Origin of the sequence: Corynebacterium halotolerans, from assembly GCF_050107895.1 — a bacterium.
Classification (GTDB): Bacteria; Actinomycetota; Actinomycetes; order Mycobacteriales; family Mycobacteriaceae; genus Corynebacterium; species Corynebacterium halotolerans_B.
This window is the reverse complement of the sequence record NZ_JBNILW010000005.1, coordinates 168,347-193,894: the sequence shown is the minus strand read 5'-3', so window position 1 is coordinate 193,894 and position 25,548 is coordinate 168,347. Positions and strand designations below refer to the sequence as shown.

At 68.4% G+C, this 25,548-nt stretch carries 25 protein-coding genes; 17 read left to right on the top strand and 8 right to left on the bottom strand.

Annotation, left to right across the window (positions count from 1 at the left end; genetic code table 11):
• Positions 1–33: 33 nt before the first annotated feature.
• On the bottom strand, positions 34–2,421 hold the full coding sequence (hrpB, locus tag ACQCVD_RS07225; RefSeq protein WP_426823045.1) for an ATP-dependent helicase HrpB: 2,388 nt from the start codon (positions 2,419–2,421) through the stop codon (positions 34–36).
• A gap of 226 nt (positions 2,422–2,647) precedes the next feature.
• On the opposite strand from hrpB, the gene ACQCVD_RS07220 reads away from it, so the two are divergent.
• Positions 2,648–3,925, top strand: coding sequence for a cytochrome P450 (locus ACQCVD_RS07220; RefSeq protein ID WP_426823044.1), 1,278 nt, complete (start codon positions 2,648–2,650; stop codon positions 3,923–3,925).
• 32 nt (positions 3,926–3,957) lie between these two features.
• Here the strand turns inward: ACQCVD_RS07220 and ACQCVD_RS07215 are convergent, their stop codons facing one another.
• The 3 genes from ACQCVD_RS07215 to ACQCVD_RS07205 form a co-directional block, all read right to left on the bottom strand.
• On the bottom strand, positions 3,958–4,704 hold the full coding sequence (locus tag ACQCVD_RS07215) for a DUF1648 domain-containing protein (protein ID WP_426823043.1): 747 nt from the start codon (positions 4,702–4,704) through the stop codon (positions 3,958–3,960).
• 95 nt (positions 4,705–4,799) lie between these two features.
• Positions 4,800–5,012, bottom strand: a complete 213-nt coding sequence (locus tag ACQCVD_RS07210; RefSeq protein ID WP_426823042.1) for a hypothetical protein — start codon at positions 5,010–5,012, stop codon at positions 4,800–4,802.
• 71 nt (positions 5,013–5,083) lie between these two features.
• Positions 5,084–7,837, bottom strand: coding sequence for an HAD-IC family P-type ATPase (locus ACQCVD_RS07205; protein ID WP_426823041.1), 2,754 nt, complete (start codon positions 7,835–7,837; stop codon positions 5,084–5,086).
• Positions 7,838–8,065: 228 nt separating this feature from the next.
• On the opposite strand from ACQCVD_RS07205, the gene ACQCVD_RS07200 reads away from it, so the two are divergent.
• From ACQCVD_RS07200 to ACQCVD_RS07190, 3 genes are all read left to right on the top strand, one after another.
• Positions 8,066–8,335: a hypothetical protein gene (locus ACQCVD_RS07200; protein WP_426823040.1), complete on the top strand. Its 270-nt coding sequence runs from the start codon at positions 8,066–8,068 to the stop codon at positions 8,333–8,335.
• Positions 8,336–8,593: 258 nt separating this feature from the next.
• Complete coding sequence (locus ACQCVD_RS07195) at positions 8,594–8,977, top strand: DMT family transporter (protein ID WP_426823074.1); 384 nt, start codon at positions 8,594–8,596, stop codon at positions 8,975–8,977.
• Entirely contained in the window at positions 8,974–9,303 is a 330-nt protein-coding gene (locus ACQCVD_RS07190; RefSeq protein WP_426823038.1) for a DMT family transporter, read from the top strand. Before ACQCVD_RS07195 ends, ACQCVD_RS07190 begins: the two co-directional genes overlap by 4 nt.
• A gap of 8 nt (positions 9,304–9,311) precedes the next feature.
• On the opposite strand, the gene ACQCVD_RS07185 is transcribed toward ACQCVD_RS07190, so the two are convergent.
• A complete protein-coding gene (locus ACQCVD_RS07185; RefSeq protein ID WP_426823037.1) occupies positions 9,312–9,953 on the bottom strand; it encodes a sugar O-acetyltransferase in 642 nt (213 codons plus the stop codon).
• A 31-nt stretch (positions 9,954–9,984) separates the two neighbouring features.
• On the opposite strand from ACQCVD_RS07185, the gene ACQCVD_RS07180 reads away from it, so the two are divergent.
• The 9 genes from ACQCVD_RS07180 (at position 9,985) to ACQCVD_RS07140 (ending at position 17,572) form a co-directional block, all read left to right on the top strand.
• Positions 9,985–10,680, top strand: coding sequence for an alpha-ketoglutarate-dependent dioxygenase AlkB (locus tag ACQCVD_RS07180; protein ID WP_426823073.1), 696 nt, complete (start codon positions 9,985–9,987; stop codon positions 10,678–10,680).
• Positions 10,681–10,762: 82 nt separating this feature from the next.
• Entirely contained in the window at positions 10,763–11,452 is a 690-nt protein-coding gene (locus ACQCVD_RS07175; RefSeq protein WP_426823036.1) for a LysE family translocator, read from the top strand.
• Between the two features lie 46 nt (positions 11,453–11,498).
• Complete coding sequence (locus tag ACQCVD_RS07170) at positions 11,499–11,789, top strand: RNA-binding S4 domain-containing protein (protein ID WP_426823035.1); 291 nt, start codon at positions 11,499–11,501, stop codon at positions 11,787–11,789.
• Positions 11,789–12,616, top strand: coding sequence for a VOC family protein (locus ACQCVD_RS07165; RefSeq protein WP_426823034.1), 828 nt, complete (start codon positions 11,789–11,791; stop codon positions 12,614–12,616). The genes ACQCVD_RS07170 and ACQCVD_RS07165 overlap by 1 nt, the downstream gene beginning before the upstream one ends.
• 15 nt (positions 12,617–12,631) lie before the next feature.
• Positions 12,632–12,949 carry an MGMT family protein gene (locus tag ACQCVD_RS07160; RefSeq protein ID WP_426823033.1) on the top strand — a complete coding sequence of 106 codons (318 nt, stop codon included), beginning with the start codon at positions 12,632–12,634 and terminating at the stop codon, positions 12,947–12,949.
• A 95-nt stretch (positions 12,950–13,044) separates the two neighbouring features.
• A complete protein-coding gene (gene solA / locus ACQCVD_RS07155) occupies positions 13,045–14,199 on the top strand; it encodes an N-methyl-L-tryptophan oxidase (protein ID WP_426823032.1) in 1,155 nt (384 codons plus the stop codon).
• Between the two features lie 78 nt (positions 14,200–14,277).
• Positions 14,278–15,351, top strand: a complete 1,074-nt coding sequence (locus ACQCVD_RS07150; RefSeq protein WP_426823031.1) for an NAD(P)-dependent alcohol dehydrogenase — start codon at positions 14,278–14,280, stop codon at positions 15,349–15,351.
• A gap of 126 nt (positions 15,352–15,477) precedes the next feature.
• Positions 15,478–16,665, top strand: coding sequence for a YihY/virulence factor BrkB family protein (locus ACQCVD_RS07145; RefSeq protein WP_426823030.1), 1,188 nt, complete (start codon positions 15,478–15,480; stop codon positions 16,663–16,665).
• A 40-nt stretch (positions 16,666–16,705) separates the two neighbouring features.
• Positions 16,706–17,572 (top strand): hypothetical protein, encoded by an 867-nt coding sequence (locus ACQCVD_RS07140; protein WP_426823029.1) that lies wholly within the window; start codon positions 16,706–16,708, stop codon positions 17,570–17,572.
• Here ACQCVD_RS07140 and ACQCVD_RS07135 read toward each other — a convergent pair whose 3' ends face one another.
• The gene (locus tag ACQCVD_RS07135) at positions 17,573–18,466 is read right to left on the bottom strand and encodes an alpha/beta hydrolase fold domain-containing protein (RefSeq protein ID WP_426823028.1); all 894 of its coding nucleotides are present in this window, start codon (positions 18,464–18,466) and stop codon (positions 17,573–17,575) included. It lies immediately after the preceding gene.
• A gap of 194 nt (positions 18,467–18,660) precedes the next feature.
• Between ACQCVD_RS07135 and ACQCVD_RS07130 the strand changes: the two genes are divergently transcribed.
• Positions 18,661–19,296, top strand: coding sequence for a CG0192 family protein (locus ACQCVD_RS07130; RefSeq protein ID WP_426823027.1), 636 nt, complete (start codon positions 18,661–18,663; stop codon positions 19,294–19,296).
• Between the two features lie 58 nt (positions 19,297–19,354).
• Here the strand turns inward: ACQCVD_RS07130 and ACQCVD_RS07125 are convergent, their stop codons facing one another.
• Positions 19,355–20,719 carry a CitMHS family transporter gene (locus tag ACQCVD_RS07125; RefSeq protein ID WP_426823026.1) on the bottom strand — a complete coding sequence of 455 codons (1,365 nt, stop codon included), beginning with the start codon at positions 20,717–20,719 and terminating at the stop codon, positions 19,355–19,357.
• A 451-nt stretch (positions 20,720–21,170) separates the two neighbouring features.
• On the opposite strand from ACQCVD_RS07125, the gene ACQCVD_RS07120 reads away from it, so the two are divergent.
• Together ACQCVD_RS07120 and ACQCVD_RS07115 are read left to right on the top strand one after the other, a co-directional pair.
• A complete protein-coding gene (locus tag ACQCVD_RS07120; protein WP_426823025.1) occupies positions 21,171–22,565 on the top strand; it encodes a hemolysin family protein in 1,395 nt (464 codons plus the stop codon).
• Positions 22,565–23,611, top strand: coding sequence for a hemolysin family protein (locus ACQCVD_RS07115; RefSeq protein WP_426823024.1), 1,047 nt, complete (start codon positions 22,565–22,567; stop codon positions 23,609–23,611). Before ACQCVD_RS07120 ends, ACQCVD_RS07115 begins: the two co-directional genes overlap by 1 nt.
• Positions 23,612–23,625: 14 nt before the next feature.
• Here ACQCVD_RS07115 and ACQCVD_RS07110 read toward each other — a convergent pair whose 3' ends face one another.
• The gene (locus tag ACQCVD_RS07110; protein WP_426823072.1) at positions 23,626–24,852 is read right to left on the bottom strand and encodes an MFS transporter; all 1,227 of its coding nucleotides are present in this window, start codon (positions 24,850–24,852) and stop codon (positions 23,626–23,628) included.
• Between the two features lie 181 nt (positions 24,853–25,033).
• Between ACQCVD_RS07110 and ACQCVD_RS07105 the strand changes: the two genes are divergently transcribed.
• Positions 25,034–25,492 (top strand): MarR family winged helix-turn-helix transcriptional regulator, encoded by a 459-nt coding sequence (locus tag ACQCVD_RS07105; protein ID WP_426823023.1) that lies wholly within the window; start codon positions 25,034–25,036, stop codon positions 25,490–25,492.
• The last annotated feature ends 56 nt before the right edge of the window (positions 25,493–25,548 follow it).

The following is a 25,548-nucleotide window of genomic DNA, read 5'->3' as shown; positions in this document are numbered from 1 at the left end:
GCGGGCGCGTACCGGTGTAAAAGAGGGGGAAGTTCACCTCTTCCGCTTCGTCCGCGCCGTCGCCGTCGCCGACCACGGATCCTCCGGCCACGGATGCTTGGGATACCGGCCCCGCATCTCCGCGCGCACCTGCGCATACGGACCGGACCAGAAGCTGGCCAGGTCATCGGTCACCGCCAGCGGCCGTCCAGCGGGGGAGAGCAGGTGAAACTGCACCGCCATCCCCGCCAGCTCCGGGGACTCCGCGAGACCGAAGCACTCCTGGAGTTTCACCGAGACCACCGGCCTGCCGGAGGAATAGTCCACCCGGTGAGTGTTGCCGCTGGGCACCGTCAGCCGCGCCGGTGCCAGCTCCTCCAGCCGCGTCGCCTCCGGCCAGGGCAGCAGCCGCTGCAGGGCCGGGTGGAGGTCGATCTTCGTGGCCGGGGTGCCGCGCGCCATCGCAGCCAACTCCGGACCCAACCACTCCAGCGGATCCGCGGTGGCGACGTCCGGCCAGGGCGCGCCGAGCCGGACGTGCAGGAAATCCAGCCGTTGCCGCAGCGCCACGGCCTTGTCCGAGGGGGAGAACATCGCCAGTCCCTGCTCCCGGATGCCGTCGGCCAGGGCGGCGGCCGCCTGCTCCGGAGGTACCCGCACCGGTGTGGCGGACAACTCGATGGCCCCGGCCCGCCGGATCTCCCGGCCCCGCAGCCGACCGTTCTCGACGTACGCGGACAGGACCGTCTCCACCCCGACCGCGCTGAGTGCGGCCGCTTCACTGATCCGCGCGGCCGCCCGGATCAGGGCCCGCTGGCCGGCCCGAGTCACCTCGGCGACCGCCAACCAGGGCTCCCCGGTCAGGCCCAGATCCGCCGGCAAGACGGCGCGGGTGCCGCTGGCCAGCAGATACTCCTGACTGTCGGGATCGGCCAGGGTGGCCACCTGGCCGGGAAACGCCGTGGCCACCACCGCCCCGGGATCCACCCGCGCCGTGTCGTGGTCGGCCAGCCGACGCAACCGGGACACCTCCCGCTGGAAGGAGCGTTCACCGCGACGCTGTCGGACCTGGGCGGCGAGATCGCCCCGCGGCGAATCTGCGAGACACGCCACCACCTCAGCCGCCGCCGAGCCATGCTTCAGCAGCGCGGCCCCCAACGGTGGGGCCACCGGCAACCCCGCTAACCGACGTCCGGTCCCGGTCACCGTACCGTCCTCGGCGACGGCCCCCAGCGAACGCAGCACGGCCTCGGCGTCGGCCAGGGCCGGTGTGGGCGGGGCGTCGATAAGCGGCAGCCCCTCCCCGCGGGGTGTGCCCCAGCAGGCCAGCTGGAGGGCGGCCTGGGTGAGGTCCGCGGTGGCTATCTCCGGCGTGATATGCGGGCTGAGATGGCGGAACTCGGATTCGTGGAAGGACCGGATCACCCGACCGGGCCCCTCGCGGCCGGCGCGGCCGGCCCGTTGCTCCGCGGTGGATCTGGCCTCCGAGACCGTGACCAGACCGGACATGCCGCGGATGGCGTCGCGCCGCGGCACGCGCGACAGGCCGGAATCGACCACGATGCGCACCCCGGGGACGGTCAGCGAGCTTTCCGCCAGCGCGGTCGAGACCACGATGCGCGGACCTTTCCCGGGGCTCAACGCCGCGTCCTGCTCGCGGGCGGTCAGCCGGCCGTGCAGCGGCAGGACGGCGAGCTCACTCAATTCCCGGGCGGTGGCCACCACCCGCTCGATCTCGCGGACCCCCGGCACGAACACGAGGGCGGAGTCCCCGGACCGTTCCACCGCAGTGACCGCCTGCCGGGCCAGATGATCCAGGAAGGACCATTCCACGCCCCGGCGCCCCAGGCGCCCCTCGGCCGGGGCGTAGGTGATGTCCAGGGGATGGATCACGGCCGGGGTATCCAGTACCGGTCCATTCAGTAATTCGGCATAACGGTCCGCGTCCAGGGTGGCCGACATCGCTGCCAGGTGGAGGTCCTCCCGCAGTTCCCGCAGCTCAATGAGCATGCCCAGCACCAGGTCGGTGTCCAACTGGCGCTCGTGGACCTCATCGACAGCCACGGCCGCGACGCCCTCGAGGCCCGGATCCCGGAGCAGGCGGCGCAGGAGCACACCCGGGGTGAGAAACTCCACCAGCGAACCGTCGTGGTGCTCACCGCGGACCGAGAACCCGACGCGGTCCCCCAGCCGGGAACCGTCCAGCTGGGCCAGGCGCCGGGCCGCAGCCCGCACCGCCACGCGCCGGGGAGCCGTCACCAGCACCTTGCCGGCCGTGTGATTGGCCAGGGCCGGTGGAACCAGGGTGGTCTTGCCGGTGCCGGGCGGGGCCTGGATGACCACCGCACCGGTCCGGGAGACAAGTTCCGGCAACTGGCCGATGGTGTCAGCCACCGGCAGGCCGGCACCGATGCGCTCGAGATTGAAGGGGGAAGTGTTCATGACGTCCACCAGCGTATCCGGCGGGGTCGGCGGCGCGTGCGTGGCTGGTACGGGATGGCACCGGGAGAAGTTCCGGGGTTGGGGGAGACGTTGCGGCAGCAACTGCGGTGATATGCAATTTCCGTCATGTCGCGGCGATTCGCTCTAGGGTGGGGCTGGAAGCTGCCCCAGTTCGGCGCCCAACTCTCACCCGCATCCCGATTCGGAAGGCACGGTAGGAACCATCATGACCGGCTCCGCAAAACTACGTACCGAGCAGATCCTCGAGCTGCTCAGCTCCGGCTACCTCTTCACCTCACGGGTCCGCAGCAAGGCCAAAGTCGCCCCAGGTTCGGACGTCCCCGTCTCCATGCGGCTGCTGGGGAAGCGGGCGACACTCGTCCGGGGCGAGGAGGGTGTGAAACTCTTCTACGACACTGACCGGATGAGCCGGGCGGGTGCCATGCCGAAATTCATCCAGATCCCGCTCTTCGGCAGCGGAGCCGTCCACACCTTGGACGGCGAAGCCCACCGGGTGCGCAAGAATCAGCTGGCGGATCAGGCCTATGAAGACGAACCGGTGGCCCGCTTCCAGGCACTGGTGGCCGAGGAACTGGAAACCACCCTGGAACGCTGGCGGAACACCCCGGGCAACATCTATGACGATGTGGCCCTGACCTACGGCCGGGCGGCGTTGCGGTGGGCGGGTATTCCCGCATCCGTGCGGGACATGGAACGCCAGGCGAGGCGGCTGAGTCGGCTTCTCGACACCTTCGGCCGCCCCAAGACCAACCCTGTGGCCTGGTTCGAGCGGTTCCGCGTGGACCGCTGGTACAAACAGGTGATCACCGACGCCCGGGCGGGCACCATCGACGTCCCGGCCGGCTCCGCGCTGGCAGGCATGGCGCAGCTCAAGGATGAGAACGGCGAGCTGGTCGATGAACACACGGCGGGCGTGGAATTACAGAACCTGACCCGCCCGACGATCGCGGTCTCCCGCTTCGCGGCGTTCGCGGCCGTCGCCCTGGTGGAGCACCCCGAGTGGGCCGAGCGGATCCACGCGGCGGCCGGGACTGAGCTCACCGATATCCCTGAGGCCACGGCCTTCGCCCAGGAGGTCCGGCGCACGTATCCCTTTGTGCCGGTGCTCCCCGCCCTCGCGGACACCGACACCCAGGTCAGCGGCTGCCCCATCAAGAAGGGGCAGCGGGTGCTCATCGACATCCTCGGCACCAATACCGCAGAGAGTGAATGGCATGAGCCCGAGTCCTTCGATCCGGCGCGTTTCCTCGAGGTGGATGATGCGGAGCAATTGACCTGCTTCATTCCGCAGGGCGGCGGCGGAGTGCGCACCGGGCACCGGTGTCCGGGGGAACGGATCGCGGTCAGCGCGCTCTCTGCCACGGTCGCCGCCTTGAGCCGGTCCGAGGTGGAGATCTCCCCGGAGCCGGCGGACCTGACGTTCTCCTGGACCGAGATGCTGACCCGCCCGGAGACCGGGGTCCGGGTGCGGGTGCGTCAGTGACGGATGTCAGGACCGGCTGAGCCGGGTCCGGTTCAGCCGGTCAGCGCTGCGAGGGCGATCCACAGGATCACGCCGAGCGGGAGAATGACAAAGAACAGCAGGGCCAGCACTTTGCCGGCGGGGCGGCCGATGTTGAAGGTGAAGTTGGTGCCGCCGCCGGTGTCCACCAGGATGCGTCTGTCGTCCGGATCATTGTGGAAGATCCCCCAGGTCTTGCCGCGCTCCTCCGGCGGCTTCGGGTTTTTCTCCTCTGCCGCCTGCTGCTCGCGGATCTGGACCCAGAGCAGCAGCCCGGTCAGTCCGAAAATGGCGATGAGGAACACCGTCAGTTCCAACGGGTGGGTGTTCCCGCTGTAGGAGCGCAGCAGCAGGAGCATGACCACCAGATTCAGGGTGAACATGTACCAGCCCAGGTGCTTCATCATCGCCCGGTAGCCCAGCCAGGTGCGGTGGGCCTCATTCGGGGTCTTCGCTCCGCCCGGCTCCGTGATGTGCCCGGACTGCATGGAGATGAACCCCAGCGAAGCCAGCAGCGTCAGCAGCAGAATGCCGGGACCGAGCAGGATCATGCCGAGGAACCCACCCATCGTCTTGTCCTGGAACCTGTCGGCTTCCCCCGCGGCGTTCCAGTGCACCGGCATGGGATCCGGGAGCTGCGGGTAATACACCGCCAGGAGGAGGCCCGTGATCGCAGCGGTGGACACCAGGGTGGCCAGGATCCACCGCCGGTTGACCGGTATTCTGGGCAGGTCAGGCATGTTCTCGGTCGATGGGCTCACAGGGTGTGAACGTACCAGTGCCGTCGGGGACGAGACAGTTTTCCGGATTCGGCGGGCAGCCGCGCACCCGGTCAGGGGTGAACTTCAGGGTCCGGTCAGGACAGCGCACGGGGCCCGGTGTCTTCTCCCTGCCGCCGCCGGGGTTTCCAGATGAAGTTCCCCAGGAACCACGCGAGGGCATAGGCGAAGGGCGCCGCGATCCAGACCTGGGGCGCGAACTCCCCACCCAGGAGAAAATAACTCCCCAGCGCCGTGAGCCCGAAGATCAGGGAAACCGCCACTTTTCGGCCTGTGTCCGCAAGGTCCATCACGTCACCTCCAGCACCGGTCTGCCGGCCAGGCTAACGCTGACCACGACGTACCACCACTGCCTGGGCCACTATTTTCCGGTCCTCCGCCGGATCAGCTTGTCCAGCTCGACAGCGGCGAAGATGATCACACCGACGGCCAGCGGCACCAGCCACCACTGTGCCGGCACGGCGGTGGTGCCGAAGGCGAGCTGCATGAACGGCAGGTAGCCGAAGGCCAGCTGCAGTACAAGCATGATGCCCACGCATCCCCAGGAGATCGGGTTGGTGGTGACCAGTTCCGCCCGCAGCGAGGTCACCTGGGAGAAGCGGCTGGCGAAGAGATAGAAGATCTGCCCGACCACCAGGGTGTGCACCGCGATGGTCCGGGAGGCCGCCAACTCCTGGCCGGTGTCCTGCGCCAACAGAAACACCGCGATCGTGGCTCCGCCGATCAGCAGGGAGGTGTAGATGATCCGGATGACGGCTGCCGAGTTGAGCAGCGGTTGTGCCGGGGCCCGGGGAGGCCGGTCCATGATGCCCGGTTCGCTGGGCTCGAAGGACAGGGCCAGTGACAGGGTGACCGCGGTGATCAGGTTGACCCACAGCACCTGCAGCGGGGTGATCGGCAGCGTCATGCCGATCAGCATCGCCACGAAGATCACCAGTCCCTGGCCGCCATTGGTGGGCAGCAGGAACACGATGGCCTTGCGCAGGTTGTCGTAGATCGTGCGTCCCATCTTCACCGCGGCGCCGATGGTGGCGAAGTTGTCGTCGGCCAGCACCACATCGGCGGCGTCCTTGGTGGCCTCGGTGCCCTTGATGCCCATGGCCACGCCGATGTCGGCCTGCTTCAGCGAGGGGGCGTCGTTGACGCCGTCACCGGTCATGGACACCACCTCACCGTTGGCCTGCAGCGCGCGGACCAGCCGTAGCTTGTGCTCCGGGCTGGTGCGGGCGTACACGTGGTGGCCGCGGACGATGCCGCGCAGCTCCTCGTCGGTGGCGGCCTCCAGCTCGGCGCCGGTGACCGCCTTCTCCGCGGGGATCCCGATCTCCCTGGCGATGGCCGCGGCGGTGGCGGCGTGGTCGCCGGTGATCATCTTCACGTCGATCCCGGCACGGTGCATCGTGGTGACCGCCGCAATGACTTCCTGCCGGGGCGGGTCGATGATGCCGTAGAGACCGAGGAAGCTGAAGCCGCCGGCGTCCACGTCCGCGCGGTCCAGTCCGCTCGCAGTGGTGTCGGCGGGGCGTTCCGCGGCGGCCAGCACCCGCATGCCGGCAGCGCCCAACCGGTTGATTTCGGCCTCCCAGCGGGCCCGGCCCAGCGGCACGGTGGAGCCGTCGGCAAGGCGTTCGGTGTCGCAGCGGTCCAGGAGCCGGTCGGGCGCACCCTTGAGGTGGACCACCAGGCCGTGACGGTCGGTGTGCCCGTCCAGGGTGGCCATGTACTTGTACTCGGAATCGAAGGGAACCACCGCCACCCGGTCGCCCTCATAGGCCACGCCGGTCTTCATCGCGAAGGTGCGGATCCCGCCGTCGGTGGGTTCACCGACCAACCGCCAGTCCTCCCCGCGCCGTTCGATGTCCGAGTCATTGGCGTAAGCGGCGACTTTCGCGATTCTTCGCAGATCGGGATGGTCCCTCAGATCCGCCGCTTGCGGGGAGACGGCCTCGGCGCTGCCGTCCCCGGCAGTGGCGAGGAGCCGGACGTCGCCGTCCGGGGCGTAGCCGGTGCCGGTCACGCGGTAGCGGCTGGTGGGCGTGACCACTTCCCGCACCGTCATCTCGTTCCTGGTCAGGGTGCCGGTCTTGTCCGAGCAGATCGTGGTCACGGACCCGAGGGTCTCCACGGAGTTCAACCGCCGGGTGATGGCGTTGCTGCCGGCCATCTTCTGCACGCCGAGGGCCAGGGTGATCGCCATGACCGCCGGCAGGCCCTCCGGGATCGCGGCCACCGCGAACCCGATCGCGGACATCAGCAGCTCAGCGAAGGCAGTCTGGTAGAGCACCGCGGAGACGGCGATCATCAGGACGGCGAGGACCACCGCCACCACCGCCAGGAGCGAGGAGAACCGGCTCATGGACCTCGTCAACGGGGTCTCCACCTCGGCAACGGTGTCGAGCATCTTCGTGATGTGCCCGATCTCGGTCTCCGTGCCGGTGGCGGTGACCACCCCGGTCCCCGATCCGGCGGCCACGGTGGTGCCGGAGAACGCCATGCAGCTCCGGTCGCCGAGGGCGGCATCCGCCGGCGCCGGGTCGGGGGTCTTGTCCACCGGCACGGATTCACCGGTGAGCGCGGATTCCTCCATACGCAGGCTGGCGACCTGCAGTAGCCTCAGGTCCGCCGGAGTCTTGTCACCGGGGCGCAGGCGGACCACGTCCCCGGGCACCAGCTCCTCGGCGGGGACGGCGCCCCACTGGCCGTCGCGCAGGACGGCGGATTCCAGGGAGAGCATGTTGCGGATGCCCGCCAGGGCATCGGCGGCCCGGCCCTCCTGCAGGTAACCGACCAGGGCGTTGATGAGCACGACGGCAGCGATGACGATGGTGTCCACGACATGACCCAGCAGGGCGGTGAAGCCGGCCGCGGCGATCAGCACGTAGATCATCGGGTCCCGGAACTGCCGCAGCAGGCGCTGCAGGTTGGACTCCTGCCTCGTCTCCGGGAGCGCATTGGGGCCGTGGACGGCCAGGAGCCGCTCCGCGGCGCTGGCGCTCAGCCCCTCTTCACTGGTGTGGAGCCGGGACAAGACCGCCGGGACCGGCAACGTATGGGCGGTGGTTCCCACGTCCGGGGAGGGTGCCGGGTGGGTTCCCGGTTGCTCCTGCTGGGCCATCCGGTCACCTCGAACTCTCGGTTGAAGGGGCGCCCTCCACTTTAAACCCGCCCCCGGACATTCGCCGGGGCGGTGGGACAAGGCGCAACTGACCGACTGTCCCCGGCACCACCCCGCCGTCCGGGAACCCGGAGGAGCTGAGGGGTAAAACCATTGCCCCCTAAAACTCCTGGTTTGTCCTGCCCCGTTCCTAGGCTTGGTGTCCAAGCACAACAACCGGAGGTAATCATGGGACGCCTGGTCCTGCACATCATCGTCGAGACGTTGCTCGCCATCGCACTCTTCCTGGTGGGGGCCTGGCTCTTCGAGGATCACGCGGTGACCGCCGTGGCCTTCATCGTGGTCGGGTTCCTGGTGATGTCGCACCTCATCCTCGCCGCCGCCTTCGGCAGACTCGGCACCCCCTTCGATTTCGGGGCCGGACACCGTGTCCCCGGCGACGGTGCATCCCCGGCCACCGGTGGGGCGCGGAAGACCGCCGGGATCGCTGAGCATTAACCCACCTATGGCCCCTCCCACGCGCCGGGGAACCGAACCATAACTCCTGGTAGAATCGCTCCTCGGCAGTTCGGCGACGAGCCAGCGTGGCGCAACGGATGACCGCTGTACTGCCCGCAGCGGAGGGGTCCGTGACCCCCGCTGCTTGTCGTCATGAAACCGTGGACAGGTAGAAGGGGAGATGGTTTGGCCAACCGTGCGGCACAGAATCAGTGGGGGAAACCGCAGCAGAAGCAGGCGGCGGAAGCCTGGGCATTCCTGGTCCTGGCGATTCTCACCGAGGTGACGGCGTCATTGTCGCTGAAGGGCGCGCTGGACAACCCGGCGCTCTACCTCGTGGTCGTCGTCGGTTATACGGTTGCCTTCGCCAGCCTGGCGCAGGTCCTGCGCGCAGGACTCAGCCTGGGCGTGGCCTACGGCGTGTGGGGCGCATCCGGTGTGGCGTTGACGGCGGTGGCCTCCATGATCGTCTTCGGGGAACCGATGACCCCGCTGATGGGCCTCGGCATTGTGCTGATCATCGCCGGTGTGGTCTGCATCGAATTGGGCGCGCAGGCCGACAACCGGAACAGACACGCCTCCCGGGAACCGGCCGTGCCCAGCGCTGGACCGAACCCCGGAACGAAAGGCGGTGCGTCATGAGTCTGGTGTCCTGGGCCCTGCTTCTCGGGGCGGTGGTGTTTGAGGTGGCGGGCACGCTGTCCCTGCGGATGGCGGTGCACGCCCGCAAACTCTGGTACGTGGTGATGGGGGCGAGCTACGTGCTCGCCTTCGGTCTGCTGTCGGGGGCGTTGGCCACCGGCATGCCCCTCGGTGTGGCCTACGGCATGTGGACGGCCATCGGGGTGGCACTGACCGCGTTGCTGGGAAAGATCCTGTTCAAGGAACCCTTCACCTGGGTGATGGGGATCGGGGTCGCCCTCATCATCGGCGGGGTGCTGCTGGTGGAGGTGGGCGCCGCGACCTGAGCCGCTGCTCAAGCCCGCCAGGGGTTGACCGGAGCACCCTCCGGCAGCTGATCCCGCTCCGCCCGCTCCGGGTCCAGCTGCCGCAGTGGGCGCGCCGGGGTGCCCATGGCCACGCAGTCGGCGGGGATGTCCCGGCTGACCACCGACCCGGCTCCGATCACCGCACGGTCGCCGATGCTCACTCCCGGCAACACGGTCACCCCGGCCGCCAGCCACACGTCCTCGCCGAGGGTGATCGGCCGGGCCTGTTCCCAGCCGCCACGGCGCATCTCCAGGTCATCCACCGGGTGGCTGACGGTGATCAACTGACAGTTCGGCCCGATCAGCGTCCGGGCGCCGATGCGCACCTCGGCACTGTCCAGGATCGTCACCCCGAAGTTGATGAACACCCCCGCGCCACAGTGCGTGTTGACGCCGTATTCGATCTGCGCCGGGGCGTTGACGGTGACGGTGGCGTCGCTGGTGCCCAACAGCTCCGCGAGCAACTCGCGGGCGCGCTCCGGTTCAGAGTTGGCCAGCCGGTTGAACTCCCGAAGCCGCACCGCCGTGTCCTGCCGCTGCCGGGCCGCCGCCGGATGTTCCGGTTGGTGCCAGGCACCGGCGCGCATCAGGTCGAGGCCGCCGTGCTTGTTAAGGTCATAATCATCCATGGCCCCATTGTCCCGGAAGGTGGACTCCGCCGTGTCATCCCTGTTCGACGCCGCAGACCTCCCGCGCCCGCCCCGCGAGGTGGCTCCGGGAGTGGTGCACCTGCCCGGCCTGCTCGATCTCGCCGAGCAGGCGGAGCTGGTGCGCCAGGCCCGCGCGCTCGCCCGTGCGGTGATGGGCACCCCGGTGGCGATGCGGCGGCCGCAGGTGGGTACCGGACAGATGAGCGTGCACGTGCTCCCCCTGGGCTATTTCTGGCAGACCCGGCCCTACCGGCTGGTCCGCGAGGTGGATGGCTACCCCGTACCGCCGGTACCGGAAAACTACCAGGAGCTGGCCGGCCGGGTCCTCGACACCGCATCCCCGTACTCCGCGAACCTGGCTCCCTGGACGCGGCGGTTCCGCGCCGAGGGAGCCCTGGTCAACTACTACGGCCCGGGTGCGCAGATGGGCATGCACATCGACGCGGACGAAGCCGCCGACGCCCCGGTGGTCTCCCTGTCGATCGGGGACACCGCCGTCTTCCGCATGGGCAACACCGCAACCCGCAACCGGCCCTGGGTGGACACCGCCCTGCTGAGCGGGGATGCGATCGTCTTCGGCGGCCCGGCGCGCCGGGCGTACCACGGGGTACCGCACGTCACTGCGGGCACCGCCCCGGAGGGTTGCGGGCTCACGGAAGGCCGGATCAACCTCACGATCCGGCAGATGGTGCCCGGCCCCGGCTGACCGGTGCCACCGACACCCCAGTGGACTGCGCAGCTGCGCACGTCGTCCGCGGGCACGGCTACGGGGGTTAGAATCTCCTCCCGTGACGATATCGGCGCTACTGACCCTGACCGCTGTCTGGATCGCGGCCATCGCCTCTCCCGGCCCGGATCTGGTTCAGATCATCCGCGTGGGCACCCGCAGCCGCCGCGCCGGAATCTGGTGTGCGGTGGGCATCATGGTGGGCAACACCATCTGGATCATCGCGAGTCTCGCGGGCCTGTCCGCCCTGATCAATGCGGTCCCGCAGATCCTGCACGGGCTGCAGCTGGTGGGTGGCGCGTTCCTGGCCTGGATGGGATACGCCTCGGTCCGAGGTGGGGTGAACACCCGGCGGCAGGCCGCCACCGCGGTGGCGCAGGGGGAACCGGGTAGCGGCGACGGGAGCCGCGGCGGGACGGAGGCGGCGTCGATAAGCGATGACCTCCCGACGTGGCCGGCCCTGCGCACCGGCATCCTGACCAACCTGGCGAACCCGAAGGCCGTGCTCTTCTTCGGGGCGGTCTTCGCGCAGTTCATCCAGCCGGACATGGGGTTCGGGATCAGTGCCCTGCTCGCGGCCGTGCTCATCGTGATCGGGGTGGTGTGGTTCGTCGGCGTGGCCCTGGCGGTGCGCGGCCTGGCGACGCGGCTGCTGCGCAACAGCGCACTGATCGACATCATCGCGGGCGTGATCTTCCTGCTGCTGGCGGCGTTCATGATCTACGAGGGGCTGGTGGGCCTCATCCTCTGAGCAGACCGTCGGGTCGGGATGTCCGCGGCGGCGATAGACTGACGGCATGCAGATTGAGGACGTCGCGATCAGCGGCGAAAGCATCAAGCTCGGACAGTTCATCAAACTGGCGAACCTGGTGGAGACCGGAGGCGCGGCGAAGGCGGCCATCAGTGAGGGCACGGTCACCGTCAACGGTGCGGTGGACACCCGCCGCGGTGGCACCCTCGCCGTGGGTGACGTGGTGTGCGTCGGACAGCACTGCGCCCGGGTGGCCGCCGATGACGGCGCGGAGGACTACTTCGATGAGGCCACCGCCGATGATGACTTCGACCCGGAAAAGTGGAGGAACCTGTAATGCCCGCGTTTGAAGCAGTCGGCGGCATGCCGTACTGGATTGATCTCACGACCTCGGAGCCGGCGAAGTCCGCCCACTTCTATTCACAGCTGCTCGGCTGGGAGATCACGGAGGAGGTGGAGGGGTCCGATTACCGCATCGCCCGGGTTCAGGGGCTGCCCGTGGCCGGGTTCATCCGCCAGCCGGAGCAGGCCAGCTTCCCGGACACCTGGATCACCTATTTCCTCGCCGACAACCTGGATCAGCAGCTGGACAAGATCCGCGACCTGGGCGGCCGGGTGCTCGCCGAGCCTGCCGAGGTCCAGCTGGGTCGCATGGCGGTGCTGGTGGACACCGCCGGCGCCATGTTCGGCCTGATCGAACCGCGCGGCGAGGACGCCTTCATCGCCGCCGGCGAACCAGGCACTCCGGTCTGGCATGAGAACACCGTGGTCACCAGATACGACGAGACCGTGGAGTTCTACCGGGAACTCTTCGGCTGGATGGTCTCCACGATGGACGGCGGCCCCAACTTCCGGTACACCACCGCCCTGCAGGACGGGGCGGCCTTCGCCGGCATCTTCGGCGCCGAAGGCCAGTTCCCCCCGCAGGTACCCAGCTTCTGGCAGTCCTACCTCGGGGTGCCCGGCGTCGACGCCGCCGTGGCGAAGGCGCCGGAACTCGGCGGCGAGGTCATCCGGGAACCCTGGGACTCCGAGTTCGGGCGGATGGCGCTGATCTCCGACTCCACCGGTGCCACGGTCATGCTCTGTGAGATCGATGAGCCAGTCGAGGAAGGCGATGAGGCGGACCCGCTGCACAACATCGATCTCTCCCAGTTCCGGTAGGACCGGACGGTTGTTGTGGCGGGCTCCAGAGACCACGACGACGCCGCGTTGGAGCTGGATGACCTGACATCGCGGGTCCTGGACCTGGTGGACCAGGTGCCCGACGGAAAGGTCCTGAGTTACGGCGATGTGGCCGCCCGGGTGGGCACCGGTCCACGCCAGATCGGCCGGCTCATGGCCCGGTACGGGCACTTGACCGCCTGGTGGCGGGTGGTGCGTGCCGACGGCACGAGCGCGGTGTCCGACCGGGCCGCCGTCCACTGGGACGCGGAGGGGATCAGTCACCGGGGCGGCCGGGTGGATATGAAGTCCTGCCGCTGGGACCTGGGGTAGGGGACCCCGGCGCGGAAAACCTGGTAGAAGTCGGTGTAACCGGCGCCACACCGAGTGCCGGTACCGGTATCCGGCACCAGGAAAGAAGGACGGTCATGTCCGCCAAGATCAGGATCGCCGTGGTGGGTCTGGGAACCACCGGATCCATGGCCCTGTGGCGGCTGAGTCAGCTCCCCGGAGTGGAGGTCAGCGGATTCGAACAGTTCGGCCTCGGCCACGGTTACGGGGCCTACACCGGCGAGACGCGCCTGTTCCGCACCGCTTACCACGAAGGGGCGAAATACGTCCCCCTGCTGCTGCGAGCCCGGCAGCTGTGGCAGGAGCTCGGGGACACCACCGGCCGGGCCCTGCTCCACCCCTACGGCGTGCTCACGACCGGCCGGGAAAGCGACGCCCCCTTCCAGCGAATGCTCGAATCCGCCGCCGCCCACGGCCTGGCGCACCAGCGGCTGGACGCCGCGGAGCTGCGGCGCCGGTACGCGGGACTGGATGTCCGGGACGACGAGGCCGGGGTCCTGGATGAACTAGGTGGAGCGCTACGCCCGGAGCTGGCGGTACTCAGCGCCACGGAACAGGCGCAGCGTGGCGGCGCAGTCGTCCATGACCACGAACGGATACTCGCCATCACAGACAGCGAAGCCGGGGTACGGCTGAGCACGCAGCACCGGGAACTGGAAGTTGACCGGGTGGTCGTCACGGCCGGCAGCTGGATCGACCAGCTGGTCCCGCAGGTCGCCGACCTCGTGGAGGTGCGCAAGATGGTGCTCACGTGGTTCCTGCCGCGGACCTTCACCGACTTCGAGCCGTCACATCTGCCCTGCTTCATCCGGGACCGCGACGGCTTCCACATCTTCGGTGCCCCGAGCGTGGACGGCTACAGCGTGAAGATCGCCGGCATGGATATCTGGGGCGGCGCGGACGCTGACCGCGTGGAGAATGCCAACCTGCACCTGGACCCTGACCGGGTCTCGGCGTTCGGCTCCCGGGTGCACGAGTTGTTCCCGGGTGTCCAGCCCGAACCCAACCGATTCTCGGTCCACTTCGACGCGTTCACCGCAAGCCGCGATCCGATCATCGACAGGTTCGGCGATATTGTCGTGGTGACCGGACTGTCGGGCCACGGTTTCAAGTTGGCACCGGTGATCGGGGAACTGGCCCGTGACCTCGCCGTGGACGGGCAGGCTCCCGGCTACCACCCGGACTTCGCGGTCTCGGCCCATCACCCGATCGGGGCGGACCGAACCGGCTGACCGGGCGGGATCGCGCGGGGATCCGGTTGCCGCCCGGGTTCTTCTTGCGCATCCCGGCGGAGGAATTAACCTGGTCGCATGACCACACCGAGCCAGAACTCCGCACCGACCTCCAGCCGCGCCTGGGCCAGCACCTCCTTTGCCGCTCCACTGGAACCGGTGACCATCGAACGCCGGGCCCTGCGCACCGATGACGTGCGCATCGCCATCGAGTACGCGGGCATCTGCCACTCGGACATCCACACCATCCAGGGTGACTGGGGCGAGCGGCAGTACCCGCTGGTCCCGGGCCATGAGATCGTCGGCCGGGTGGAGGCCGTGGGCCACGGGGTGACCGGTGTCAAGCCCGGGGACCGCGTGGGAGTGGGTTGCTTCATCAACTCCTGCGGGGAGTGTGCGGCCTGTGGGGCGGGGGAGGAGAGCTACTGCGAGAACGGCCCGATCAACACCTACGGTGTCGAGGACCGCTACGCCGACGGCGAGTACTCCCAGGGCGGCTACTCCCAGGCCATCGTGGTGCAGGAGTCCTTCGTCGTCACCATCCCCGAGGAGCTGGACCCGGCGGCCGCCGCCCCGCTGCTGTGCGCCGGGATCACCACCTACTCCCCGCTGAAGAAGTGGGGCGCCGGACCGGGCAAGCGGGTGGCGATCGTCGGCATGGGCGGTCTGGGCCACGTGGGGGTGAAGATCGCCGCCGCCATGGGCGCGGAAGTCACCGTCTTCTCCCACTCCAGCCGCAAGCGGGAGGACGCCCTGCGTTTCGGCGCTGTCGAACACGTCTCGACCGCGGACCCCGACTTCGCAGAGCGGTACCGGAACCACTTCGACCTGATCCTCAACACCGTCTCCGTGGATCTGGACATCGACGTCTACCTGAACCTGCTGCGGCTCGACGGCGCCCTGGTCCTGCTCGGCCTCCCGGGCAAGCCCCTGGAGACGATGACCCGCACCTTCACCCAGAAGCGCCGCGTCCTCACCGGCTCCCTGGTCGGCGGCATCGCGGAGACCCAGGAGATGCTGGACTTCTGCGCCGGGCACGGGGTGTCCGCCGAGATCGAGCTCATCGACGTCGACCAGGTCAACGCGGCATACCAGCGCACTCTGGACGCGGACGTGCGCTACCGCTTCGTCATCGACGCGGCCACCATCTGACCTGCTCCGGCCGGCCCGGCGGCTGCGCCCGGTCGGGTGGCGGGTGTGGAAAGATGTGCCCTTGAGCGGTGAGAGCAGGCGGCGACATGCGCCCGGCCTGCCGACGCGGAGACGAGAGGCCGGAAGATGCAGCCCCACGAATACATCGACGCGACCCTGGAGGCGGTGGACACGCCCCGGCCGGAGCAGCTGTCCAAGCGTCGTAACCTGACCAGGATCACCTGGCCGAGCTGGCGTTACGCCTTAAAGCGGGTCTTCCGCGGCTTCTTCACGGACGGCGTCATCGACATGGGTGCCCTGCTCACCTTCTACACGGTGCTCTCGCTCGCCCCGGCGCTGCTGGTGATCTATTCGGCGATCACTCTCGTGCTGTCCGGGTACACCGAGGAGATCACCGGACAGGTGGAGCAGCTGCTCCAGCAGTCCCTGCCCGCCGAACACCGGCAGCCGGTCCTCGACCTGATTGACGCCGTCGCGGGCTCCGCCGCCGCCGGCACCATCGGCCTGGCCGTCGGTGTGGCTGTGGCCCTGTGGACCTCCTCGGCATATGTGCGGGCCTTCTCCCGCTGCGCCAACACCATCTTCGACCGCGCGGAAGGCCGGGGCTTTTTCCTGCAAACCGCGGCGATGGTGCTGGTCAACCTCTCGATGCTGGTCGGCGTGATCCTGATCCTGTTGTCCCTGGGACTCAATGAAGCCGTCGTGTCCGGACTGCTGGGCCCCGTGGCCGATCCGCTGGGACTGGGCACCGTCCTGGACTATCTCACCGGCACCTTCCTGCCGGTCTGGGCGTGGGTGAAGTGGCCGGTGATCCTCCTGGCACTGGTGGGGTTGGTCGCCATGCTCTACTACTTCACCCCGAACGTGCGTCCGCCCCGGTTCCGCTGGCTGAGTCTGGGGGCGGGCGTGGCGATCCTGGGCATCATCCTGGCAGCCGCGGCCCTGTACGCCTACTTCTCCTTCTTGCCGGTCTTCAGCGCCTATGGGGCGGTCGGCTCGGTGATGGCACTGTTGGTGGCGCTGTGGATCTTCAATATCGTGCTCCTGCTGGGGGTCAAGATCGACGCCGAGGTGGAACGCGCCCGCGAACTCCAGGCGGGGGTCCCCGCGGAACAGTACATCCAGCTGCCACCCCGATCGATCAAACGGGTGGTCAGGATGAAACTGGGGCAGGAGGAGCTCACCGCCGAAGGCCAGGAACTGCGACTGAGACACACAACCCCGCCCACGGGGCACGCCCCGGAAACCGCGGACGACGGCTCGGGTGCGGCGGATGGCGCCGCCGCGCGGGACACCGGAAACCGCACGCCCTGAAGGCAACGACATGTCCGGCCCACCGGCTAAGGTGAGTTCCATGAGGAAACTAGCCATCGCGCTGGCCACTGGCGCACTCGTCCTGTCCCTGGCACCGGCCGCGGGGGCGATCACCCTGGATGCCGGTGCCGTTCCCGACCGCACCCAGCTGACCCTGCAGCTCCAGAACGGCACGAAGGTGGCCACGCCCAACTCGGGTGAATCCCGCCCCGCATTATCGATGTCCAAGCTCTACCTGGGGCACTGGGTGCTCCACCACGGAGCACCCGAGGACAAGGCCCGGGTGGAGGAGATGATCCGGGTCTCGGACGACAACGCGGCCAGCCAGCTGGAGGCCAAGTACCCCGCCGCCATCCCGGACACGATCGCGGCGTTCGGGCTGCACCAGACCCACCACAACGGCTACTGGGGCAATACCACGACCAGCACCGATGATCTGACCCGGTTCCTCTCGGAGACCCGGGGTGACCCCGTGGCCGTGCCGCTGTTCCGGGGCATGGCCAACGCCGCCCCGGTGGCCGCCGACGGCTACGCCCAGGACTACGGCACCGCACAGATCCCCGGTGTGCAGGGCACGAAGTTCGGGTGGTCGGATGACCGCTCCATCAACGCCACCGCCTCCATCGGTCCCGGCTGGACCATCGCCGCCAACACCTACGGTCCGGCGGCCGCGAACACCGTCGACGTGCTCGGCGCCATCACCGGCGCCCCCGTCGCGCCCGGTGCTCCCGGCACCGGCTCGCCGGGCACCCATGAGCTGAATCTGGGTTCAATCTCGGTTCCGGCGATCACCGGGGCCCAGGTCAAGCAGCAGGTGGCCTGCCGGGATCCGCACAATCTGCGCCAGGTGATCCCCGATGACGTGCTGGTTCCCACCGCGATCACGGACGCGGTGCCGGCCTGCTAGCTAGCCCTTGAGGAACTCCGCGATATCGCGGATCCTGGTCCGGGCGACCTCCGGGGTGGAGAGCCGGTGGCGGGCGACGTACTCACGCACGGTGACCGCCGGGGCGTCGGCAAGCCCCTCCGGGTGGGCCGCGATCTCATCCTGCAGGGCCAACTGCACCAGGGTGCGCGGCCACTCGGCCGGGGCGGGGACGACATGGCTGCCACGGATCTGGTCGGGCAGTTTCGCCACGGAGTCCAGGTCCGGGAACGTCAGCACCAGGGCGTCGAACTGGGCGGCGGCCAGCGTCGCCAGTGCGGCACCGGAGGAGTAACCCCAGCCGGCGATGCGGCTGGCGTTGTGGTGCTGGGCGTAGCCGACGGCCTGGCGCACGCTGGCGAGCATGTCGTCCAGGTCATGCTCCGGGGCCAGCGGGTGGTCCAGATCGAGGATGATCGTGCCGGACAGCGCCGCGGCGGCCGCGACTTCCGGGCGCCACGAGAACTCGAGGGCGTCGCCGGAACCACGCCACCAGCCCCCGGAGTGCAGCGACACCGCCCAGGCTCCCGTGGGATCCGGGGGCGTGAACATCTGGGCGCCCAGCTCCGGGACGTCCGTGACCTCCACGTCCCTGGTGTAGGCCACGCCGGGCATGGAATGATCCACCGCGGAACCGAGCATCAGCATGGCGGCGTGGGTGGTGCGGTCGGGCAGCCGGGCGATGTAGGAGTCCGCCGGATCGGGGTCGCCGGCGCCCCCGGCCCACGGCGGGCGGAAATCGGGCAGTTCATAATGGGCGTCGATATAGGAGGCCAGCTGTTCGAGCTGTTCCTCCGGTGCCAGCTCCTGTTCGTGGCCACCGACCCGGAATTCATTGCGTTCATCATCGGTCCGGCCCTGTGCATGTTCAGTCATGACCCCAGCCTAGGTTCAACGCCGGGACCTTGCCGCGACCTTGCCGGGGTCTTGCCGCGGCCTTGCCGCGACCACCGCGAGAGTGCCCGTCGTCTCAGTGACGGCGGCCGGATCCGGCCATTACGCTGGAGGAGAGCAGAAAGCTGCTCGCCGGAGAAAACGAATCCTGAAAAACCTGAAGAAGGAGCCCCGCAGTGAGTGGAACCGCCCAGATTTATGATGCGCGCCTGGACCCGGACAAGGACTATATCGCGCGGACCTTCGGTGGTATCACCGAACAGCTGGGCTCCTACCGGCTCGTGGACGGCGACGGTGAGGTGGGCATTGAGTCCCTGGTCGGGCGGGACACCGACGGCCGGTTGATCCAGCTGCCGTTGAGCTACCGGGCTGAGCAGTACTCGGCGGACCAGACCCTGGTGGAGCTCGAACACAGCGTGCTCGGACACCGCTATGTCAGCAATGCCCTCGGGGACCCGGTGGCGGTCCGGGAGCTGATCCGCACCATCGTCACCGCCGACGACGGTGCCGCCTACAGCACCGGCGAGCAGCCCTACCTGGCGGTTCAGGGCTCGGGTTCGGCCTATGACGCTGATACGGAGGTGGGCCGGGTCACGCTCACCGAGGTGAGCCGGCAGAGTGCGCAGGGCATCGTGACCATCAACAACCGGGTCCGCTCCTTCGGGCTGCGGCTCCCGCGCACCCTCAAGGCCAAGAAGGGGGCGGGGGCGGACTATGACGCCACCCGCCTGTACCTCTCCGCCCCGGATCCGGAGCACCCGGGCACGCAGCTGCGGGTGGCCGAGCTGTTCTGGATGGACCTGCCGGTCTAGGGAACCGCTTCACGACGCCGCCGGGGTGCGGCGCCGCGGCCGCCGCGGCGCCGATGGTTCAAGCCAGCATGCCGAAGGCGAAGGCCACCAGCACCATGATGATGGAGAAGGCCCAGGCGATCGGGAAGGCGAACTTGATGTGCTTGCCCATGTTCGCCTGCGCCAGCCCGATGGCCAGCCACAGGGCCGGGGAGAAGGGGCTGACGAAGGTGCCGATGATGTTGCCGATGATCAGCGCGGCAGCCGCGCCCATTCCGCTGACGCCGTAGACGCCCGCCGCCTCCTGGACGATCGGGAGGATCGAGAAGTAGTAGGCGTCGGTGGAGGTCATCAGGTCCATCGGCACGCCGAGGAGCCCCACAATAACGTGAATGTAGGCGCCGACAGACTCCGGCATGATGGAAATCAGGCTCACCGCGATCTGCTCGAGCATGCCTGCGCCGTTGAGCACGCCCAGGAACATGGCGGCGGCGATGATGACGCCGGCCATGGACAGGGCGTTGGGGGCGTGGCGCTTGAGGGTCTGCGACTGCTGCTGGTTGCTGGGGAAGTTGACCAGCAGTGCCAGGGCGGTGCCGATGAGGAAGGCCGGGGCCGGGGGCAGGATGCCGGAGACCAGGCACACCAGCACCGCGAGGGAGAGCACGATGTTGAACACCGTGACCCATGTCGCCCTGCGGTAGATGTAGCCCTGTTCCTCCTGGTGCTCCCGCTGCCGGGTGGCGAAGTCCTCGGCGATCTGATTCACGTCCACGGTGCCCTGGCCGACGAACTCCGGCGACTGGCGCAGCTTGGCGATGCGCCGGGACTCCTTCCAGCCGAGCAGACCCGCCATGATGAACACCACGACGATCGAGGCGCCCTGGATGGGCAGCAGATGGTGCCAGATCTCCACCGGGTCCTGCGCGATGACGGAGGCGGCACGGCCGACGGGGCCGGCCCACGGCACCATGTTCATCACGCTGGCGGCGATCGCGACGATGGCCAGCAGCACGTAGCGGCTCATGTGCAGCGCCTTGTACAGCGGCAGCAGGGCGGGGATGGTCAGCAGGAAAGTGCTGGCCCCCGCGCCGTCCAGGTGGGCGACGATGCCGATGGCGGCGGTGCCGAGTGCGGCGAGGATGACGTTTCCTCTGGTGAGTCTGATCAACCCCTTGACCAGTGGGTTGAAGAGGCCGACATCCTGCATGATGCCGAAGTAGATGATGGCGAAGATGAACATCACCACGACGTTCATCACCGACTCCAGGCCGGTGCCGAAGAAGTCACCGATGGCAGTCAGTCCGTAGCCGGCGACGAGGGCGCCAGCCACCGGCACGAGGGTCATGACCACCATGGGGTTGGTGCGACCGCGGATCAGGATGCCCACCGTCACGGCGACGATGGCCAGCCCGATGATGGTCAGGGCGAGAGGGGATTGCATGGAAATCGTGTCCTGTGGGCGGGTCTCCGGTTCCGCCGGATGCGGCGGAACAGAAGACCTGCTGTGGGTTGCTGTGGGCGTTACTCAGCCAGACGCTGGGGAAAGGTTGTGGCCTGGCTGTCCGTGGACACCCTAGAGTGTGGTGGAACACTGCTGGTAACGAAGGGATCATTGCGTTCGGTTTGGCGCACATTCATCTTTCTGTGCAATCTGCTCAAGGAGGGTGTGGTGCTGGTCGGGGCGCGACCGAGGGGCGGTGGGCCTGGCGGGGGAAAGCCTATGATCCCAATCACCCAATCCGGCTAGAGTGGGCCGGGTACGCTTGGAAGGCAACCTTCCATGAGCGCTTCCTAGGAGAAACGGAGATCATGAGCGCCCCCTGCGACGCACCCAGTGACAGTCCCGGTCGATGTTGTCTGACCGGAAAGAGTGATCCGGCGGGAGGTGGACGATGACCCCCTGGCTGCTATTGCTGGCGCTGCTCGTGTTGATCGCGGCGAACTTCCTGTTTGTGGCCGTGGAGTTCGCCTACCTGACCGTCAACCGCAACGAGGTCCGGCAGCGTGAGGCGGAGGGGGACCCGACCGCCGCCGCCATTGAGCGCGAGCTGAAACGGACCTCCTCCAACCTCTCCGGTGCCCAGTTGGGCATCACGGTGTCCAGTCTGGTCGCGGGTTTTCTCACCGGCCCCTCCGTGGGCGCGCTGCTGACGGAGCTCTTCGGTCTGACCGGTCTGGCCCGGGGGGCGGCGATCGGTATCGCCGGTGCGCTCGCCTTCGTGCTCGTGACCATCCTCCAGATGGTCTTCGGCGAGCTGGTGCCCAAAAACTGGGCGATCGCCGAGCCGATGAAGGTCTCCCGCTTCGTGCTCTATCCGCAGCGGATCTTCATGTTCATCTTCGGATGGCTGGTCAGCTTCCTCAACAACGCCGCCAACTGGGTGCTGCGCCTGCTGGGGCTGACCCCCAGCGAAGAGGTGTCCAACGCGCGCACCGGTGAGGAGCTGCGCTCCATGGTCACCCGCTCCGGCGTGGAGGGCACCCTCGACGCCGGCACCGCCGAGCTGGTGGCCCGTTCCATTGAATTCGGGGAACAGACCGCTGCCGACGTGATGACCCCGCGTCCCCACGTCACCTTCCTGGATGAGCACAGCGTCCAGGAACTCATCGACGCCGCGACCGAGACCGGCCACTCCCGCTTCCCCGTCTCCGGCGAGAGCGTCGACGAGATCGTCGGCCTGGCACATTTCAAGCACGCCGTGGCGGTGCCCTTCGAACAGCGTTCGCAGACCCCGGTCCGGGACATCACCGTGCCCGCGACCGTCGTGTCGGACTCCATGACCCTGGATCCGCTGCTGCGGGAGCTGCGCACCGCGAATCTGCAACTGGCGGTGGTGGTGGATGAATACGGCGGCACCGCCGGAATAGTCACGCTGGAGGATCTGATCGAGGAGATCGTCGGTGAGATCGACGACGAACAGGACGAGAGCGAGCAGCGTTACAGCCGTCTACGGGACGGTGCGGTTCAGGTGTCCGGCCTGCTGCGCCCCGATGAACTCGGGGACCTGATGGACCTGGAGCTTCCCGAAGGCGAGGAGTCCGAGACCCTCGGCGGCCTCATCGCCGAGGAGATGGACCGGCTGCCGGAGGTCGGGGACGAGGTCCGGCTGGACGGGATCGACCACCAGCACCGTGATGAGGACAACCTGCCGACCATCACTGCGGTGATCCTGCAGGTGGCCACGATGGACAGCCACCGCGTGGACCAGATCCTCGTCGCCCGGGAGGACGGACACGACGCCATCGGCCCCATTGAGCCGGCCGACCCCTTTGCGGAGGAAGCCTGATGAGTACTGGATTAGCTCTGTTTCTGTTGATTGTCCTGCTCGCCGGCAACGCCTTCTTCGTCGCCGCCGAGTTCGCCATGGTCACCGCCCGCCGGGACCAGATCGAGCCCCGGGCCGCCGCCGGCAGCGGGGCCGCGAAGTGGGCATTGAAGGGCATCGAGGATGTCACGACGGCCCTGGCCGCGACCCAGCTGGGCATCACGGCCTGTTCGCTGCTGATCGGCGCGGTGGGTGAGCCGGCGATCGCCCACCTGATTGAGGTGCCGCTGATCTCGATGGGCGTGCCCGAGGGGTTGATTCACCCCATCGCTCTGGTCATCGCCCTGCTGATCGTCACCTACTTCCACATGGTGCTCGGTGAGATGGTGCCCAAGAACATCTCCATCGCCAAGCCCGCTGAATCCGCCATGCTCCTGGGACCGGTCCTGCATGTGTTCGTGGTTGTCTTCCGACCGCTGATCTGGTTCATGAACCACCTGGCGAACCTGGTGGTGCGCCACCTTTTCCGCGCCACCCCGAGGGATGAGGTGGCCAGCACCTTCACCAGTGAGGAGGTTGCCGGATTCGTGGCCGAGTCCGGGCGGGAGGGACTGCTGGACGAGGATGAGATTCATCTTCTGCAGGGGGCGCTCGGCTTCGAGTCGCTGACGGCCACCGACGTGGCCATCCCGGCCCGGGAGGTCCGCACCGTCCCGGCGGATGCGACGGTGGCGGAGGTGGAGGCGATCTGCGCGGACACCGGTTTCTCCCGCTTCCCGGTGCAGCAGCCGGACGGTGCCCTGAGCGGGTATGTCCACGTCAAGGACCTTCTGGAACTGGCCTCCCGGGAGCGTACCGCGAAGATCCCGGCCGCCGAGGTCCACGAGCTGATCCGCGTTCCCGCGGACGCGAAGCTGCGTCCGGTGGTCAGCCTCATGCAGCGCCACAACGCCCACCTCGCGTTGATCGAGGGGGAGGGCAACCAGGTCAATCAGGTGGCCGTCATCGCCCTGGAGGACGTGCTGGAGGAACTGGTCGGTGAGGTCACGGACGCGACCCGGGGCTAAAGGCCGCGCCTCGGTTAGGCCGCCGCGCGTCCCTGCTTCGCCACCTCGTGGCGCCCGTGCACCAGGTGATAGAGGACCGCGGCGATGACCGCCACAGCGGCCAGCAGCGCGTACATGGTGCCGTAACTGGTCGCCGACACGAGGATGCCGAGCACGATCGGTCCCACCCCGAGTCCGACGTCCATGAACAGCAGCATCGTGGAGATGCCGGTGCCGAGTTTGTCCGCCGGGACAGCGCTGACCGCGATCGCCTGGCAGGCCGGCATGAGGGTGCCGTAGCCCAGCCCGGTCAGCGCGCCGGCCAGGACGATCTGCCAGTCGGCGGTCGCGGCGGCGAGCAGTGCCAGGGCGAGAGCGAAGCTGACCAGCCCGAGGTACACCACCACGTTGTCGCCGTGGCGGTCCTGCACCCGGCCCAGCACGAAGCGCATCACCAGCATGGTCGCCGCGTAAGCGAGGAAGAACAGGCTGGCGCCGGTGACCACGTCGCGTTGCTCCGCGTAGGCGTTCAGGTAGGTGATCACTCCCGCGTAACACAGGCCGACGAGCAGCATGAAGGTACCGATCGGCACCACCGCCGGGTGTGCGATGTCGCGGAAGGAGAAACGCGGCGCAGGTGGTGTCCGGCCCTCCTGTCGGGCGGCGGAAGCGGCCGCCGCCGCTGCCTGGCGCTGTGCGGCCGGCTGCCGCAGGAACAGGCCGAGGACCAGGCCGAGAACCGCGGTCCCCAACGTGACCCAGAACAGGATGCCGTAGGTGAAGGACTGCACCAGGAACAGGCCCAGTGCCGGTCCGACCGCGGTGGCGAGGGTGGAGCCGAGAGCGTAGTAACCGGTGCCCTCGGCACGGCGCCGCGGGGGGATCGCGGCCTGCGCGATCGCCATAAGGGCGGTGCTGGCGAAGGCATAGCCGAAGCCGTGGAGCAGGCGCACCGCGATCAGCAGCGGCAGGGTTCCCGCCACCAGGTAGAGCGCACAGGCCACAGTCACGATGACGATGGCGGAGACCATGACCCGGCGCCGGCCCAGCACGTCCACGACGTAACCGGCGAACAGCCGGGCCACGGTGGCGCCGATGACGAAGGAGCTGGCGGCCAGGCCGCTGGCCGCGTCCGAGGCGGCGAACTCCTTGACCGCGTACAGCGCCACCGTGGTCACCAGCAGATAGAACAGCAGGTACTGGAAGAAGTTGACCAACCAGGCCAGCACGAAGGTGGGGGTGATCAGCGGCGGATCCGGCACGGCCGACGGGGATGGGGCGGCAGCTTCCGGGGATGGAGCAGCGTCGGAACTGGTGGAACGGGGCTGGTCCGATTCGGGGTGGGCCGTCACCGTGGTGCCTCCTGAGGGAACGGGGTGAATTTGTATAATGCAAATCGTACGCCTCCGTTCCGGGGGAAGGACAACCCAGCAGGATGAAGCCATGACTGACCGCCGTCTCGACGCCCTCGTGTACGAGCAGATGCTCCTGACCCGCCATGCGCTGCACGGGGTGGCGCCCTGGGCACGGCTCGACCCACTCGATCGCAGTGCCACAGTGCTGCTCGCCAGGTTGGCGGCGTCGGGCCCGATGACCGTGGCGCAACTGGCCGAGGCCTTCGAGCTGGATGTCTCCACCGTGCACCGGCAGGTCGCGGCGGCGATGAAGCACGGGCTGATCGAACGGATCGATGACCCCGACGGTGGGGTGGCGCGTAAGCACCGGCCGAGCGACCTGGGGCGGGAGCGGTTGACCACGGAGCTGGCCGGGCGGCGATCCTCCCTGGAGCGCGTGATGGCGGAGTGGTCGGACGAGGACCTGACCACGTTCGTGGCGCTGCTGCGCCGCTTCAACGAGGACGTCGAACAGGTCCGGGGCAGACCCTGGCCCCGGCGGGACTGACCCGCCTCCCGGAACCAGGGCCACCCGCGGTTCTCCACCGGAAGGGCCGCCGCTGT

What these genes read in the sequence shown, in the direction of transcription:
- ACQCVD_RS07105 (WP_426823023.1), top strand. Translation starts at nt 25,034, where the DNA reads ATGACTGACCGCCGTCTCGACGCCCTCGTGTACGAGCAGATGCTCCTG.
- ACQCVD_RS07120 (WP_426823025.1), top strand. Translation starts at nt 21,171, where the DNA reads ATGACCCCCTGGCTGCTATTGCTGGCGCTGCTCGTGTTGATCGCGGCG.
- ACQCVD_RS07205 (WP_426823041.1), bottom strand. Translation starts at nt 7,837, where the DNA reads ATGGCCCAGCAGGAGCAACCGGGAACCCACCCGGCACCCTCCCCGGAC.
- ACQCVD_RS07140 (WP_426823029.1), top strand. Translation starts at nt 16,706, where the DNA reads ATGAGGAAACTAGCCATCGCGCTGGCCACTGGCGCACTCGTCCTGTCC.
- ACQCVD_RS07115 (WP_426823024.1), top strand. Translation starts at nt 22,565, where the DNA reads ATGAGTACTGGATTAGCTCTGTTTCTGTTGATTGTCCTGCTCGCCGGC.
- ACQCVD_RS07210 (WP_426823042.1), bottom strand. Translation starts at nt 5,012, where the DNA reads ATGGACCTTGCGGACACAGGCCGAAAAGTGGCGGTTTCCCTGATCTTC.
- hrpB (WP_426823045.1), bottom strand. Translation starts at nt 2,421, where the DNA reads ATGAACACTTCCCCCTTCAATCTCGAGCGCATCGGTGCCGGCCTGCCG.
- ACQCVD_RS07170 (WP_426823035.1), top strand. Translation starts at nt 11,499, where the DNA reads ATGCAGATTGAGGACGTCGCGATCAGCGGCGAAAGCATCAAGCTCGGA.
- ACQCVD_RS07125 (WP_426823026.1), bottom strand. Translation starts at nt 20,719, where the DNA reads ATGCAATCCCCTCTCGCCCTGACCATCATCGGGCTGGCCATCGTCGCC.
- ACQCVD_RS07200 (WP_426823040.1), top strand. Translation starts at nt 8,066, where the DNA reads ATGGGACGCCTGGTCCTGCACATCATCGTCGAGACGTTGCTCGCCATC.
- solA (WP_426823032.1), top strand. Translation starts at nt 13,045, where the DNA reads ATGTCCGCCAAGATCAGGATCGCCGTGGTGGGTCTGGGAACCACCGGA.
- ACQCVD_RS07165 (WP_426823034.1), top strand. Translation starts at nt 11,789, where the DNA reads ATGCCCGCGTTTGAAGCAGTCGGCGGCATGCCGTACTGGATTGATCTC.
- ACQCVD_RS07150 (WP_426823031.1), top strand. Translation starts at nt 14,278, where the DNA reads ATGACCACACCGAGCCAGAACTCCGCACCGACCTCCAGCCGCGCCTGG.
- ACQCVD_RS07185 (WP_426823037.1), bottom strand. Translation starts at nt 9,953, where the DNA reads ATGGATGATTATGACCTTAACAAGCACGGCGGCCTCGACCTGATGCGC.
- ACQCVD_RS07190 (WP_426823038.1), top strand. Translation starts at nt 8,974, where the DNA reads ATGAGTCTGGTGTCCTGGGCCCTGCTTCTCGGGGCGGTGGTGTTTGAG.
- ACQCVD_RS07145 (WP_426823030.1), top strand. Translation starts at nt 15,478, where the DNA reads ATGCAGCCCCACGAATACATCGACGCGACCCTGGAGGCGGTGGACACG.
- ACQCVD_RS07135 (WP_426823028.1), bottom strand. Translation starts at nt 18,466, where the DNA reads ATGACTGAACATGCACAGGGCCGGACCGATGATGAACGCAATGAATTC.
- ACQCVD_RS07220 (WP_426823044.1), top strand. Translation starts at nt 2,648, where the DNA reads ATGACCGGCTCCGCAAAACTACGTACCGAGCAGATCCTCGAGCTGCTC.